A 13558-nucleotide genomic window follows, 5' to 3' on the forward strand; every position below is an offset into this window, starting at 1 on the left:
ACCAGCAGGCCTCCCTCAACTGATACCGATTGTACCGCAGCCTACAACACCACTCACGCGTCGGCCGTCCGTCGGACAGCGCGTAACTCCCGGACAGGACCTTTTTATCGGATGCGTCAGAAAGGGCCGGTACAGCAAGCTAACAAACAAAGCACACTTGAGGAAAAACCCCCTCGGGGTGTGGTCATCGACGCTGGTTACCAGCCAGGTCGTCGCACGCCCCGAGCACCAATCGTAGTGGGTCTTTTTCCTCCCCAGCACAAGAAGTTGGAGATAGTGGGATGCACATCAAGTGAAAACGCCGGGACGATCCACAGTTCCTCGTCGGTGCTGCCGTACTCGGGCCGGGTATAGTCGCGGGAGTCATCAGGGACGTTGTATCCGTCGATGAGACCCATGAACTGCCCAGCACGGCAGATCGCGGTTCCGTCCTCATCGTAGAGGTAGATGTCAGGTTCGGGTTCGAGGTCAACTTCAGTGCCTTCGGGGAGACGATCGCACCAGTCGGTGCGGTTGTGGGCTTTGTTGAAGAGTTCGAGGCCGCGCTCGCTCGCGACGGGGACGGCTTCAGGGAGTGCGCCCCAGCCGATGTTGAAGGGACGGATATCTGATTCGTCGGCTTCGTGGAGGAGCTCGAAAGTTACACCGTCGTAGCCGGCGGGCGTCTTGGGGGCGTTCTCTCGAGCGTCGAACGCGAGGGTGGCCTTGACGATCGCCTCGAAGCGCGATTTCGCGGGTACAACAGCGAACGCGAGATCGTCGATGCGTTTCTCGTAGGTCACGGAGACGTCGTCGTGGAGAGGTCTATAGGGATTCTCCGATTCGAGTTCCGCGTCGCGCTTACATGCCTCGCAGCGGTCTCGATCGGAGTCGGTGGGGCGATCACATTGGGAGCATCGCGGGGCTTCGTCGACGAAGGATTCGGCAGGATCGTTGGGGTCGTAGTGCTCGTCTTCAAAGTATGTGTCACCGAAGTCGTCTTCGCCGTAGAATCTACGGTCGTCGTCCCAAGGGCTGTCGGCGGTCATGGACGGGTTCCTTACGCTTCATAGATCGTCCATTGATATAAACGAGCGCGAGCACCAGTGACGAGATTGTAGCAAAAGGGGGGTTCACTGAGAGTGTGCGCGAGACCCGTCCTGTTCGCGAGAGCCGATCTGTTGGCGGCGCTGGTCGGCCTCGAACATAAAGCGGGCGGTGGCTTGGTCCCCACCGAGAGTTCGCTGATCGACGGCGGTATCCGCAAACAGCGTTCCCTGGAGGCCAGGTGCATCCTCGGGATCCGGTTTCTCACCGTTCTGCACGCGGATTGCAGAGAGTGGACGGTCGTCGACGAACTCATCTGAGCCGCCGGTCTCGAATCGTGAGGGTCGCTCCCGGGTATCGATGTCGACTCCGTGGTGAAAGAGCGTGGTCTCGAAGGGTTCGTCGTCGAGGGCAAGCAACCCAGCCTCGTCGACGGTCTCCGTCTCGGTGTTCCTCTGGGTAGTCTGGGCTTCGTCGTCCCGATCGCTTGTGACGAAAACAGATTGGTGATGCACACTGAGGGGATGGTGGCGGTTCATCGAGCTGGCGCTGGTGTCCGTTTCGGCACTCATAGATCGTGGGTCCTCCAGGAACGGAGATTCGCCTGGCGGGGTCCCTCGCGTCGTGCGGACTGGTTGAGTTGAGGAGGCAGGCGACTCCCGCACCGCGTCGGGGGAAACAAATGAGCGGGCGGCGGGCGTACCCGACTTGGGTTGGTGCTACCCACCCCTCTTTCGAGTTGTAACGAACTCAGTACTCGCGAGAATTCCTCCACCCAGGGTGGGTGTCGATGGCGGTCGACCAGTGAGTCATAGCGCGAGTTGAGTGATCGTGGAGGGTGGCCGGCCACTAGACCTCGAATTCCAACGTGTTGTTCGAAGCGGTATCCTGGAGATTCGTGTTCCCGTTGAGGAAGGTGATGCGAAGCGTATCGAAGTCTCCGTCGAGGCATCCCGTCACCGAAATTGGCCCGTACCAGAAGCCCGCACCGTCGCGAATCTCGCTCTCGGAACAGGCAGGGTCGTGGCTGTACGCGAGGGAGATCGCCGCGAGCGGTCCCCTAACGAAGAGATGGTTCACTCCGAAGTAGCCGCATTTGTCTCGGTAGTGGAGGCCGCCCGCCGCCGTGAACCTCCCATCGCCGTCGACGGTGAGCTCGAGACCGTCTATCCGGTGTTCCGTGCGGGGCGGGCTCACGACCCAGTCCTCGATGGTCGAATTGTGGACGGCAACATCGGCGAGTCGCTTCCCAGGCTCAGGGTCTTCGTAATGCGGATTCCAGTCGTTCGTTGGGGGCGAGGTGATCGGCCCGACGTAGACGCGCTCGAGCGGGTTGAACTGTAGGGGATACTTGGATATCGAAGGAGTGAGATCGCCAGGCATCACACCAGGACCGTTCGGCAGTCCACCTGACCCGTCCACGTCGGGGGCAGGCCCGGGTGTTGATTCGGGCGTTCCGTTCCTGGTGTTGGGTTGGCCCGTCGTGGTCGGCGTTCGAAATGGAGTCTCTCGACCACCACCCCCGGATTCAGTTCCATCGGGCGGCTCCTCACTATTAACGGGTTCTACGCCGAGAGCCCCAAGACAGCCGGCGAGGCTGGCGAAGCCGAGTGTCCCAATACTACCGAGAGCAGCCCGACGGGTTGCTCGTCGAGTGCTGTTGGGAGTGGCTGCGTTCGGTTGCGAGGACGAATCTCGGGAGGTCATGATGGAGGGGGGTTCCGCTTCTATTCCAGTTCGCGTTCGTCGTCGGACTGGTCTGCTTCTCGTGCTCGTTTCGCTCGGAGTTGTCGAGCCTCACATTCGGAGAGGGCCTCTTCGGGGACGCTGAGATAGTCAAGCGCCCACTCTTCGATCTCAGGGATCGTCATCGGGCGGGGGAGTTCGTGATGCCCGACGGGCCGGGCGAGGAAGGAGCCATCGTCGTCGCGAATGTCCTTGTTGTAATACCCGAGGAAGTATCGCTCGAGGCCGTTCACTCCCGGACCATCCATGATAGTAATCATGGTGAAGGAGCCCGCCTCGAACTCTGATTCGAGGCTGAGGGTCGGATATTTCGCGGTGATATTCACAGGTGCAGTAGGAGTGGTCTGCTATTAACTGAGACCGAATTACATCAAATGTGGTGACTACAGTTCTTGCGAGGGGCATGATTCGTCTGTCTCGACGTCGTCGGTGTCATCGTCATCTTCGACCTTGACTTCCTCACGGAGACGAGTTTTCTCAGCACAGTGGTCAGAGAGGACCTGACAGAAGCGTTGGCGCTGGCTCTCAAGAGTCGTCTGGGCGCTCCGTACTCGGCGAGCTCGGTCGAACGCAAATGGGTCGCGATACTGCAGATGCGTCGGGATACTGACTTTGGCGAGGTCACCCCCGGATGAGACACCGAGTTCTCTAAGATAGCGTCGGAGCAGCGCCTCCGTGAAGTACCTCGGGGGCAAGCCCCGAGGCTTCACCGTTTTGGGTCTACACCGCACCCAAACAGGCGAATTTAATTCCCCTCGACCTTCCTGTGAAGGTTGGCTGGAATTAACACCTGAACACTCGGTGTGTCCGTGAGGGTCGGCGGCTCCACCCCGCCCGACAACACCCGTCTCACTTGCTGTGGTAAGGTTTTGAGGGATGTCGCATTTCCAAACTCAAGCTGCCGCAGCCAGCGTTGGATTAAGGTCCTTAATCCGTCTTTTGGGTTCTCTGACTGTGATTCTACGTGTGATTTGTTTACTAATAAACCTTCATGTCGGCTTCACCCTCGGGGCTTGACCCCGAGGCACTCGCCTTGCTTCTCTGTAGAGTCACCGGTCATGCACTGGCTTGCGCTTCGTCCGGGATATTCGCGCTCGGTGCGTCTGGGGTGATGGGTGCGCAGACGGCGGGTGGGTCGGGATCGGTGTCGTTGTTGTTCTGAAAGCGACGGGCGATTCGGTCGTGGAGTGTTATGCGCTCCCGATCGTCGTCCGTGTCATCGTACGGACGACCGGTAGGGAGGGCGATTCGACCGGAGATCGTCCCGTCGCCGTGAGCGGTGAAGAGGACGTGGTCGGTGGCGTAGCCAAACGTGTTGACCGCGAGTTCGTGGAGCTGCTCGACCTCACTACGGGTGCGTTCGGGCGCGTCTTCTGCGACTTCATAGGTCATGTTTGTACGTCCCTCACCGGCACGGGGGGCGACAAAACTGGTCCTACGCTACGCTCGCGTCCGTACTGTAACGTAGGACGCTGAACGCCGGAAGAACGATTCAAAATGCTCCGATCGAGACCTGTTCGTTGACTTCCTCCCACAACTGAAGTCGTGGAATTCCTCCGTTGGGATGTCGGGCTATGCCGATTCCACGGAGGCAAGATTCCCCACCGTGCGGTGGGTACTTCGGTTTGTGCGCTCCTCGTTGGGACTTGCCCTCTCGAGAGAGTGTGGTATCTCCGACCAGTGATGGTCGTCCCACTTGAGGCGCACGGGCTGAGCCATCAGCCCCACTTCCGTCCCAGTCTCACGTTCGAGGAACACCTGACTCGCTTTGAGATCGGCGTGTCCCTCGTACCCACAGACGCAGCGGAACAAGTCACCGTTCCGCTCCGTCTCTTCACGTTCACCGCACCCTGGACACTCCTGTGTCGTCCACGCCTCAGATTCCTCAAGCAGGTCGATGCCGTACTCCTCGCAGACACACTCCAGCCGGTGGATGAACCGTCGGTACGCCCAGAAGTTGTGCGTCTTCGCGTTCACTTCGGCCTTCCAGTGGGTCGAGAGGACGTCTCGAATGTCGCCGACATACACTGTGGATACGCCGTCAACGTACAGCCGTTCGACGAGGTCGCGAACGAGTGCGTCTTGAGCGTGATCACGCCGCCCGTACATCTGGTCATACAATCGGTCGATCCGCTTGCTTGTTCGCCGCTGGTCGTCGAGTTTTGACTGGAGTTCTGCGATTCGGTTGGCTGCCTCGCGGAACTGCTCAAACGGCTGTGAGCCGTCGTACAGGAACTGCTCACCGGTTGTGGTGGTACAGGCGACAAGGTTGTTGGCACCGATGTCCAGAGCGGCTGTTTCATCAGCCAGTGGAGTTGCCCGTGTGTCGTCAGGAATGGTCACGGGCTGCGAAGCTCTGAATGTGCCATCAGTTTCGTCGTACCACAGTTCCAATCGACCTTGGTCCTCATAATCGGGCCAGTTCGGTTCGCCCACGATTTCCAACCGGAGGCGGCTTTTCAGACTGTTGTGTCTGTCTCGTAGTTCTTCTCCGACGATCATCTCGAGTCGGGAACGCATGCCCCACTCGACACTGTATGCGTCCTTTCGAATGACTCCTTTCAGAACACGGCCGTCGTCTTTGTTGCCACGAAACCCGGGCGGACTGGGGTGTTCCGTGACGGAGTCGTCTGATTGGTCGTGGTACTGCTGTTTGTTTCTGAAGAACGCAGTCCACGCGTTGGAGTGCTTCTGGATCACTTGCTGGGCGGTGGACGCACCGAGGACCGGTTTGTATTGGCCTTCGAGTGAGCCGGTGTCGGCGTCCCAGACACCCTCGTCTTCGAGGCCGTCTTCGTCGTTGTACCGCATAAGGCGCTCGTAGTTGACCTCGTTCCAGAGTGCAGCTGACGCATCCAACAGATCCCGCAGTACGCGCTCTCCAGCTTGTGAGAGCGGTCGCACGGCGAACGTGTTGGTGCGCTTCATCGCTGTACGCACCTGGAACCTATAGATATGAATATCTATGCTATTTCTATTGAAGTATGACGAACAATATTCACATCCAAGTGGACGACGACGAGCAGTTCGAGAAGATGAAGAAGTTGAAGGACAGGTACGGATTGAGGTGGAAAGGTCTGCTGGTGTAGGGGATGAAGCGGGTGGAGGAAGGAGAACTGTAACGTGAGACATCCCGCGGGCAAGCGACGTTGAACGGGTTCTGAACTGGCGGATTCACCCCACGACAGAAGTCGTGGGCTCTCTCCTGCATTCTCTGTAGTGGCCTTCGTCGACAGCGAGGCGGTCACGCTTTCCGTGCGGATGAACGAAATTTCCGCCGTGGCCCGACGGGCGCTTGCATTTCGTACCGATGGAAGCGCCACACGACGGGCACTCCACTTCGAGGACGGGGTCGCGGGGCCACGTTCGGTCACAACCGTCGCGATTGCACGAGATGGTCATGGGAACTCGTCGAAATCAGCCTAGGAGGACTCACTCGCGTCGAGCGCGACGTCGAGGTTCGGTGCAGGTGCTGGCTCTTCGGGTGTTGGTTCCGGGTCGACGTCCAGCTCAGATTCGGTGTCCGGTTCCTCTTGTGCGGCGCCGGCGTCGGTGTCGTCATCGACGAGGGATACACCGAAGAATCGGGCGAGGACGCGGTCACGCTCGCCGGAATCGAGTTCTCGTACGGGATAGTCGCCTCGGACGAGCTGGGCGGTGCTGATGAACCATACCCGTCGGGCATCGAGTTTCAAGACGTCACCGAGGAGGACGTACCCGGTCATATCGTTGAGAACGAAGTTGAGAACGGCCATCTTCGCGCAGAGAGGATCTTTGTCGTATCCGAGGTGACATCCTCCCCGTTATAAAGGGCGGGGCTTCCCGTCCCGCAGGTGGGATATTTGCTGGTCTACGACACGACCTGTTCTCTCGTGTGAAACGTCCCGCTCTCGCGGTCGAACAAGTATGTCGATGGCTGTGCCACACAGCCGTTACTCCTATCCTCACCGTGAGGACTCGGAGTTATCTCCTGGCGCATATTTTCCGCCCCATTACAATCCGCGTTGGCCACCATTCCACACGACGAGCAGACGTACAAATCACGTTCGACACGGTTCGATTTCGTGTCGTCGCCACACCGTGAACACGTTTTCGAGGTGTCCCACTCGTTCTTTTTCAGCACCTCAACTCCTCGAATCTCGCCTTTGTACTGGAGGTACTGATAGATGCGGTCGAACGCCCACGAGTGCAACTTCTTGTTGCCGGTCTTTGCCCCAGTCGGATTCGCGCACGTCTTCAGGCCAACTCACCGCGAGCGTCCCAACACCACGTTCGACACGCTCTGTGATGATCGTGTCCGTCAGGGTGTGGTAGAAGTGCGTCTCGCGGGCAGCGAGTTTCCGACGCGCCCACATTGACTGCTCCGACGGGCCGTTCTCACCCTCGGTGTCGTACTCTGTACGGGTGAAGTAGTGCTTGTCTTCTTTGAGCGAGTTGCCAGGATACAGGACGTATTCGTCGGGGAAGGCCACTGTGGCGATGTTCGTGATGCCGAGGTCGATGCCTGCCACACCGTCGCCTGCGGAATCGAGTGTTTCGACTTCGACTTTGCAGACGAAGTGGAGTTCCCACTCGTCGCCGTTCCAGACGGCGCGAACGGTCTGCACGCTGTTGACTTCCGAGAGGTCAACATCGGGGCGGGTCTGGTACTCGCAGAGCAAGAAGTCTGAACGGTGGTCTTTCAGGTTCTTGCCTTTTGAGAGCCGAACACGGTTGTTCTCGGAATCGTGTTTGAAGCCATCTGCTTTGAACGTGACCGTACTCTTCGGTCGAGTATCGCCATGTTTGCGGTAGCCGGGCGGATTCGACTTGTCGTCCTTGTGTCGCAGATCGAACCACGACTGGAAAGCGTGGGAAAGTTCTTCGATGACTTTCTGACTGGATTGTGCGTTCAGATCTTTCCAGCACTCCTGGGCTTTCATGTACGCTTTGAGCGTTCCTCCGTCTGGGATTTCGTCTGTTTCCTCCCAGATGCGGTCGGCTGTCCAGCGTGCGACATTCCAGATTTTGGAGCCGGAGTCTCCGAGCGAATCGAGGCCATCGCACACCTGTCGGTGGTTCTGGATGGACCCAGCGTAGGTGCGAGTGACCTCGATCGCCATACATAGTTTATGTCAACAAAATTACTTAATCATTCGGATTAGCGTGGAATATCCAGTCTGAGTGTCGTCGGTGGACTGTAAGATACTTGTCGGATTCACTCCCCCCTGAACGGCGGGATTCTCTCCTCGCAGAAAGATAGGAGTTTTCTGCTAAGCCGACCAAGGCGGCGGAACGAGGAATACGTTCCCCGTCGCCTGAGCCACAATCTCCTCTGAAACGCTGCCCAACAGCAGTCGCCGGATACGGCTTCGCCCCTTCGATCCGACCAAGATCGTCGACGGGGTTTCTCCTGCTTCGACGGCGAGGATTTCGTCAGCAGGATCGCCGTGCCGGACCCCGATTCGTGTCTCGATGTCCCAGGTTTCCAGCGTACTCGCGTACTCGGTCAGCTGTTCTCTTGGGCTGGTATCGGCGTCGACACCCTCGTCTTTCGGCGACCGCACGTAAACGAGCGTGGCTTCCTCGGTCGCGTGACGAAGGTACGAGAAGGCGTCGAACGCCCGGTCGGCGTGTTCGGAGAAGTCCGTCGTGAAAAGCATCCGCTGGAAGAGGTGCTCTCGGAGAACCTCGGGGTCGTCGGTCGCTCGCTCGATGCGGTTGACCAGTAACGGTACGACGGTCGTCCGTGCAAGGTTACGGGCGGTTGAGCCGATGATACGATTCTCGAGTGGGCTCTGGCCCCGTGAGCCGACGACCGCGAGGTCGGCGTGGACGGTTTCAGCGATACCGTTGATACGTCGATAGGGGGTCCCACGGACGATGTGGGCCTCAACGTCGAACCCGGCGGACTTGATCACCGTCCGATACTGGTCAAGCGCCTGTTTGCGTCGTTCCTCGAGATTCACCCCGGGCATGCCGGAGTGAACGTTCGCCGGGACGACTGTCACGAGATGGATCATCTCGACGCTGATACGTCCCAGGCACTCGAGACAGGTTTCGTTCTCTATGGCGACCTCGCTTGCAGCCGACAGGTCGGTCGCGCACAAGGCCCTCATACTAGATATTCGTCGTGTGCCGACAACATGGTTTTGCTCGACAGATGAGCGCTGTTCGTGGTGGTAGTCTGAATTGCACCGGCTGATCGCTGGAGCTATTCTAGCGTATATGTTCTCTCTAAGTTATCGGAACTCCCATCGTGGTTACTCGAATATAGTATTGTGCTTTGGTCCCAAAACCGTTTTGTGCCCCGCCCGGCTACGTAGAATTGTACAAAAAAGTATGAATCAAACAAGTCTAAGTGTCATAGGAGAGGTGGCGTACAATGATTGGTATTGAATCGCTGGGATGGGGACAGGCAGCGACCGTTATCGGAATCGTCCTGCTGGAGGCAATCGTGCTCTACGTCGGGTACGGAGCACTCGAGAAGCTCCTCGGCTCGAAGCTCACTGCCGCAATTCGAGGTGATCAGTGATGGAGATTTTCGGTATCGCTGCACCACTACTCGTGATGTTTACCGGGTTCGGCCTGCTCATCGGCCTCCTGTTCGGGTTTTTCGGAATGGGTGGGTCGTTCCTCGTCACGCCGGCGCTGCTCGTGATGGGATACGAAACCGACGTAGCCGTCGCGTCCGGGCTCGCCTTCGTGTTCGGGACCTCGGTCATCGCGACGCTGAAACACCGCGACCTCGGTCAGGTCGACTACAAGCTCGGGGTGCTGATGATTGCGGGCACCACGGCAGGCATCGAAGTCGGCAAGCAGGGCCTACATGTATTGCAGGACCTCGGTCTGGCAGATACCGTGGTCAGCGTAGCGTACGTCGGCCTCCTCGGTGGTATCGGCCTCTTCATTACACGTCAGGCGCTCAAAGACGACGGCGGTAGTGGCATCAGCCACGACGTCAACGTTGATGATGAACTGGACGCGGAGGATATCCCTGACATCGCAAAAAAGATCCAGTCGTACGAGGTTCCGCCAATGATGACGCTTCGTGGCGACGTGACGGTTTCGCTGTGGATGATCCTCGCTGTCGCGTTCGCCACAGGGCTGCTGTCCGGCTTCCTCGGTGTTGGCGGCGGCTTCATCCGGATGCCCGCCCTGTTCTACCTCGTGGGTGTCCCCGTGCCTGTCGCAGTCGGCACGGACCTGTTCGAGATCGTCTTCTCCGGCGGAATCGGAAGTTTCCTCTACGCACTCGATGGTGCGGTCGATCTCGCGATCGTCGCGCCGCTCCTCGCGGGCAGCGCCCTCGGAGCCCGGGTCGGCGCTGCGGCGACGAGTATCGTTGACGAGGATGAGATCAAGGTGTACTTCGGCGTGATGCTCCTGCTGGGAGCGATTGCTGTCGCCGTGCGCAAAATCGGCGGTGTCACCGAGATGCCTATTCTTGACACCGTCGCACTGGTCATCATCCTCGGTGCAGCACTCCTCGTCAGTAGTGCGGTCGTCTACAGCTCTATCCAAGAGCTTCGGAAGCCGTCTGCCGACACTGATTCCATCACCGCTGACTGACGAGCCCTCCCGCATCTCCGTTGTAGCACACAAGCCTCTATATAGCCGAGATTTCTGTTTCTCTCCGTTTTGACTACGGGTTCGTACAGGATTGTGGATTCCATACACAAGTCTTTTAATCGTCCAGCACGTACGGTAACGCGATTATAATGCCAGATTCGATGTCTGAACAACTCCGTCGGGACATGGAGTGCGAGGGATTGCTTGAGTGCTTCCACGGTCTCAAAGAACTCGACAAGGAGTGCTTCCGGGCGCTCGTCGATGCCGAGGAGCCGTTGACTATCGACGAAATCGCTGAGGCTGTCGATCGTGAACGGTCGACCGCGTACCGTGCGGTCCAGCGGCTTCTCCAGACCGGCTTCATCGAGAAAGAGCAGGTCAACTACGATCAGGGCGGCTACTACCACGTCTACTCGCCGACGGATCCGTCGCATATCGCCGCCGACATGCAGCGGATGCTCAACGACTGGTACGCGAAGATGGGCCAACTCATCCAGGAGTTCGAAAACAAGTACGAACAGTCTGGTACCTCTGCTCCCGCTGCTGAAAGCTAACTCTCCTCTTCTTTCCGTATCAGGTCTCATCCGTTCCGCTGGTGAGTCGGGATTCCGGTAGTCTGGGGACACCTACGGAGCCGCATGCAAATGCTATTGGATAGTATTGTACATCTTACCCAAAACTCTTAATTGCCGCCGGTGCGTACGTACAGGCGATGGCAACCGATACTGCATCCGATGCTGGCACTACTACCACGAGTGAACCGCTTCATATCAATGGTCAGTCCCAACTCGATGAGGTCGTCGCCGAGCACGATGTCGTCCTCACGGACTTCTACGCCGACTGGTGTGGTCCCTGCCAGATGCTCGAACCAGTCGTTGAGCGCCTAGCCGCGGAGACTGATGCAGCCGTCGCCAAGGTCGATGTCGACACTAACCAGCAACTCGCCGGTGCATACGGCGTTCGGGGCGTCCCGACCCTGATCCTATTCGCCGACGGCGAGCAGGCCGAAGAGATCGTCGGGGTGCAGGGCGAAGAGCAACTGCGCTCTCTGATCGAGAGGTACACCGAGTAAATGACGGAGGAGATACGAGACCTCGTCATCGCCGGATCTGGAGTCGCCGGTCTCTCGGCGGCCGTCTATGCGGCACGGGCTGACCTCGATCCCCTCGTGCTCGAGGGCGACGAGCCCGGCGGCCAGCTAACGCTGACGACCGACGTCGAGAACTATCTCGGGTTCCCCGACGGTGTCGGTGGGATGGAGCTGATTCAGCGCGGGAAGGAGCAGGCCGAGCAGTTCGGCACCCAGTTCCAGCGCGGCAGCATCGAGTCAGCCGACCTGAACGGGCAGCCGCTGGATCTGTCGCTCTCGACCGGGGAGACGCTCCGCACCCGCGCGCTAATCGTCGCGACCGGTGCCAGCGCCCGCTGGGTCGGGGCCAATGGCGAAGACGAGCTGATGGGGTACGGCCTCTCTACCTGCGCAACCTGCGACGGCGCGTTCCATCGCGGGGATGACGTCCTTGTCATCGGTGGCGGTGACAGCGCGATGGAGGAAGCGCTCTTCCTCACGAAGTTTGCCGACTCCGTGACGGTCGTCCACCGCCGTGATGAGCTCCGGGCATCCGAGATCATGGCCGACCGTGCCTGTGATAACGGGGACATCGAGTTCGCCTGGAACACGGAACTTGTTTCGATCAACGGGTCACAAGAGGAGGGTGTGGCGGGTGCGACGCTCGTCTCGCACCCAGATGGCCACCCTGCCGAGAAGTACGAAGCCGGCGAGGATGTCGACATCGAGGAGGTCAATGTCGGCGGCGTGTTCTACGCCATCGGCCACGAGCCAAACACCGACTTCCTCCGGGACACGCCCGTTGCCCTCGACGACGACGGGTACGTGCAAACCTCCACCGCCGGGAACGCGTGGGCGACGACAGCGACAGCTGCCGACGGAGTCTTTGCGGCGGGGGACGTGATAGACCGCGAGTACCAGCAGGCGGTCACCGCCGCCGGCATTGGTAGTATGGCCGCCCTGGACGCCGAGGAGTGGCTCGAATCAGTGGCCGCAGCGTCGGCTGAAAACCCTGAATCGGTTGCTGCGGAGGCCGACGATTGATGGAATCGACTGTCCGACGTCACATCAATACGACGGACCCAGCCACCGTCGGCGACAGGCAGATGGGATCCTCGTTTCGTTCCAGTCACTGAAACCCGATCCAGGCGACACCGATGATTGGTGAATCGCAGACAGCGAGTGGCTCCGGGAGAATATGACGGACCACACGTACCTACGGTATCTTCGGTGGGGCCCATGCAGAACCTGTCGCTGTCGCCGACGAGTGAGGGGAGTTCGTCAACTGCGGCTGTGCGAGTCCGGAAGACGTGGTACTCCGCGTTGAGGATGTCGAAGACGGGACTGCAATCGGTTCGGAGGGAGCGATCGAAGTGGTCGCACGGAAAGATATCGTTGAGAGGGATATCGACGACACGACGGAGGACGCCGGTCAGTGAGCTCTTTCGATTGGACGTCGCTGACGTGTGGTATCGAACACTACGTCCGGATCACAGGAAGAGGGCCGGAATCGTATTCCGGAAGATGTTGAGTGAGATGACGAACAGCAACGTGACGACGAACCAGTTGAACTTCTCCTCGTCCACTTCGAGACGACGGAGGTACGTTCCGAGCAGGAGGCCGACGATGGTGACGACTGCGATCACCGATCCGAGCCACAGCCGATAGGTCGTCAGCAGGTCCGTGGACAGAGCCATCTGGACGATTCGGATCGTGAATATGATGCCGAGAACCATCGAGAGGCCGCCGATGTACCGTTCGGTGTCCCGCTCGAACGTATGGAAGTACGCCGGGAGCAGCGGGCCGAGGTTCGCGACGGCCAGGAGGAACCCTTCGAGGAACCCCGCAACGCTGAGCCCGACCGGATTGTGCGTCTCTTCGACGGTGACGAAGTCCTGAACGATCTGGAAGACGACGTAGCCAAAGATCACGAGGCCGATGAGGAACGGGACGATCGGACCTGTGCTAAATTCTGCAAGGAACGCGACTCCGATCACCGAGCCCACGATAGCTATAGTAAACTTTAGAAGTAATTACTCACTTTGGGAAGAGACAGTTCCTCGAGAGCAGTGTCGATCGCCGTTGTTAGCTCGTCGAGTGAGTCGAAAAAGCGGTTGCTGAGAGCCGCTTGCAGTTGTCTCCAGCACTCCTCGACAGGATTCAACT

At 59.0% G+C, this 13558-nt stretch carries 15 protein-coding genes and 3 pseudogenes; 6 read left to right on the forward strand and 12 right to left on the reverse strand.

All coding sequences use genetic code 11. From position 1 onward, the window contains the following. Positions 1 to 197: 197 nt before the first annotated feature. From DP107_RS17385 to DP107_RS17425, 10 genes and pseudogenes are all read right to left on the reverse strand, one after another. On the reverse strand, positions 198 to 1028 hold the full coding sequence (locus DP107_RS17385; RefSeq protein WP_144263386.1) for a hypothetical protein: 831 nt from the start codon (positions 1026 to 1028) through the stop codon (positions 198 to 200). Positions 1029 to 1112: 84 nt separating this feature from the next. Beyond that, entirely contained in the window at positions 1113 to 1598 is a 486-nt protein-coding gene (locus tag DP107_RS17390; protein ID WP_144263387.1) for a hypothetical protein, read from the reverse strand. A 277-nt stretch (positions 1599 to 1875) separates the two neighbouring features. Further along, positions 1876 to 2409 carry a hypothetical protein gene (locus DP107_RS17395; RefSeq protein ID WP_144263388.1) on the reverse strand — a complete coding sequence of 178 codons (534 nt, stop codon included), beginning with the start codon at positions 2407 to 2409 and terminating at the stop codon, positions 1876 to 1878. A 344-nt stretch (positions 2410 to 2753) separates the two neighbouring features. Beyond that, complete coding sequence (locus tag DP107_RS17400) at positions 2754 to 3098, reverse strand: hypothetical protein (protein WP_144263389.1); 345 nt, start codon at positions 3096 to 3098, stop codon at positions 2754 to 2756. 730 nt (positions 3099 to 3828) lie between these two features. Next, the gene (locus DP107_RS17405) at positions 3829 to 4164 is read right to left on the reverse strand and encodes a hypothetical protein (protein ID WP_144263390.1); all 336 of its coding nucleotides are present in this window, start codon (positions 4162 to 4164) and stop codon (positions 3829 to 3831) included. Positions 4165 to 4344: 180 nt separating this feature from the next. Then, the gene (locus DP107_RS17410; RefSeq protein ID WP_144263391.1) at positions 4345 to 5700 is read right to left on the reverse strand and encodes an RNA-guided endonuclease InsQ/TnpB family protein; all 1356 of its coding nucleotides are present in this window, start codon (positions 5698 to 5700) and stop codon (positions 4345 to 4347) included. A gap of 246 nt (positions 5701 to 5946) precedes the next feature. Beyond that, the gene (locus DP107_RS21715) at positions 5947 to 6174 is read right to left on the reverse strand and encodes a zinc finger domain-containing protein (RefSeq protein WP_449405199.1); all 228 of its coding nucleotides are present in this window, start codon (positions 6172 to 6174) and stop codon (positions 5947 to 5949) included. Between the two features lie 20 nt (positions 6175 to 6194). After that, positions 6195 to 6527 carry a hypothetical protein gene (locus DP107_RS17415; protein ID WP_144263392.1) on the reverse strand — a complete coding sequence of 111 codons (333 nt, stop codon included), beginning with the start codon at positions 6525 to 6527 and terminating at the stop codon, positions 6195 to 6197. A gap of 95 nt (positions 6528 to 6622) precedes the next feature. Beyond that, a pseudogene (locus DP107_RS17420) lies at positions 6623 to 7874 on the reverse strand (RNA-guided endonuclease InsQ/TnpB family protein). A gap of 150 nt (positions 7875 to 8024) precedes the next feature. Further along, positions 8025 to 8870, reverse strand: coding sequence for a universal stress protein (locus DP107_RS17425; RefSeq protein WP_144263393.1), 846 nt, complete (start codon positions 8868 to 8870; stop codon positions 8025 to 8027). Positions 8871 to 9136: 266 nt separating this feature from the next. Between DP107_RS17425 and DP107_RS20310 the strand changes: the two genes are divergently transcribed. The 6 genes from DP107_RS20310 (at position 9137) to DP107_RS21180 (ending at position 12831) form a co-directional block, all read left to right on the forward strand. Further along, positions 9137 to 9286: a DUF7512 family protein gene (locus DP107_RS20310; RefSeq protein WP_185977381.1), complete on the forward strand. Its 150-nt coding sequence runs from the start codon at positions 9137 to 9139 to the stop codon at positions 9284 to 9286. Beyond that, positions 9286 to 10323, forward strand: coding sequence for a sulfite exporter TauE/SafE family protein (locus DP107_RS17430; RefSeq protein ID WP_144263394.1), 1038 nt, complete (start codon positions 9286 to 9288; stop codon positions 10321 to 10323). Before DP107_RS20310 ends, DP107_RS17430 begins: the two co-directional genes overlap by 1 nt. A gap of 149 nt (positions 10324 to 10472) precedes the next feature. Beyond that, complete coding sequence (locus tag DP107_RS17435; RefSeq protein ID WP_144263395.1) at positions 10473 to 10877, forward strand: helix-turn-helix domain-containing protein; 405 nt, start codon at positions 10473 to 10475, stop codon at positions 10875 to 10877. A gap of 158 nt (positions 10878 to 11035) precedes the next feature. Then, positions 11036 to 11395: a thioredoxin gene (trxA, locus tag DP107_RS17440; protein ID WP_144263396.1), complete on the forward strand. Its 360-nt coding sequence runs from the start codon at positions 11036 to 11038 to the stop codon at positions 11393 to 11395. Beyond that, a complete protein-coding gene (locus tag DP107_RS17445; protein ID WP_144263397.1) occupies positions 11396 to 12436 on the forward strand; it encodes an NAD(P)/FAD-dependent oxidoreductase in 1041 nt (346 codons plus the stop codon). Positions 12437 to 12702: 266 nt separating this feature from the next. Then, the gene (locus DP107_RS21180) at positions 12703 to 12831 is read left to right on the forward strand and encodes a hypothetical protein (RefSeq protein WP_272949859.1); all 129 of its coding nucleotides are present in this window, start codon (positions 12703 to 12705) and stop codon (positions 12829 to 12831) included. A gap of 51 nt (positions 12832 to 12882) precedes the next feature. Here the strand turns inward: DP107_RS21180 and DP107_RS17450 are convergent. Next, positions 12883 to 13407, reverse strand: a pseudogene (locus tag DP107_RS17450) (sulfite exporter TauE/SafE family protein); the annotation flags it as partial. Between the two features lie 8 nt (positions 13408 to 13415). Further along, positions 13416 to 13558 (reverse strand): annotated as a pseudogene (locus DP107_RS17455) (IS630 family transposase); the annotation flags it as partial.

The sequence above is a fragment of the Haloglomus irregulare genome, assembly GCF_007421925.1.
In the GTDB taxonomy this organism is placed as follows: Archaea; Halobacteriota; Halobacteria; order Halobacteriales; family Haloarculaceae; genus Haloglomus; species Haloglomus irregulare.

What these genes read in the sequence shown, in the direction of transcription:
- DP107_RS17390 (WP_144263387.1), bottom strand. Translation starts at nt 1,598, where the DNA reads ATGAGTGCCGAAACGGACACCAGCGCCAGCTCGATGAACCGCCACCAT.
- DP107_RS17410 (WP_144263391.1), bottom strand. Translation starts at nt 5,700, where the DNA reads ATGAAGCGCACCAACACGTTCGCCGTGCGACCGCTCTCACAAGCTGGA.
- trxA (WP_144263396.1), top strand. Translation starts at nt 11,036, where the DNA reads ATGGCAACCGATACTGCATCCGATGCTGGCACTACTACCACGAGTGAA.
- DP107_RS17415 (WP_144263392.1), bottom strand. Translation starts at nt 6,527, where the DNA reads ATGGCCGTTCTCAACTTCGTTCTCAACGATATGACCGGGTACGTCCTC.
- DP107_RS17385 (WP_144263386.1), bottom strand. Translation starts at nt 1,028, where the DNA reads ATGACCGCCGACAGCCCTTGGGACGACGACCGTAGATTCTACGGCGAA.
- DP107_RS17405 (WP_144263390.1), bottom strand. Translation starts at nt 4,164, where the DNA reads ATGACCTATGAAGTCGCAGAAGACGCGCCCGAACGCACCCGTAGTGAG.
- DP107_RS17430 (WP_144263394.1), top strand. Translation starts at nt 9,286, where the DNA reads ATGGAGATTTTCGGTATCGCTGCACCACTACTCGTGATGTTTACCGGG.
- DP107_RS17395 (WP_144263388.1), bottom strand. Translation starts at nt 2,409, where the DNA reads ATGCCTGGCGATCTCACTCCTTCGATATCCAAGTATCCCCTACAGTTC.
- DP107_RS17435 (WP_144263395.1), top strand. Translation starts at nt 10,473, where the DNA reads ATGCCAGATTCGATGTCTGAACAACTCCGTCGGGACATGGAGTGCGAG.
- DP107_RS21715 (WP_449405199.1), bottom strand. Translation starts at nt 6,174, where the DNA reads ATGACCATCTCGTGCAATCGCGACGGTTGTGACCGAACGTGGCCCCGC.
- DP107_RS17425 (WP_144263393.1), bottom strand. Translation starts at nt 8,870, where the DNA reads ATGAGGGCCTTGTGCGCGACCGACCTGTCGGCTGCAAGCGAGGTCGCC.
- DP107_RS20310 (WP_185977381.1), top strand. Translation starts at nt 9,137, where the DNA reads ATGATTGGTATTGAATCGCTGGGATGGGGACAGGCAGCGACCGTTATC.
- DP107_RS17445 (WP_144263397.1), top strand. Translation starts at nt 11,396, where the DNA reads ATGACGGAGGAGATACGAGACCTCGTCATCGCCGGATCTGGAGTCGCC.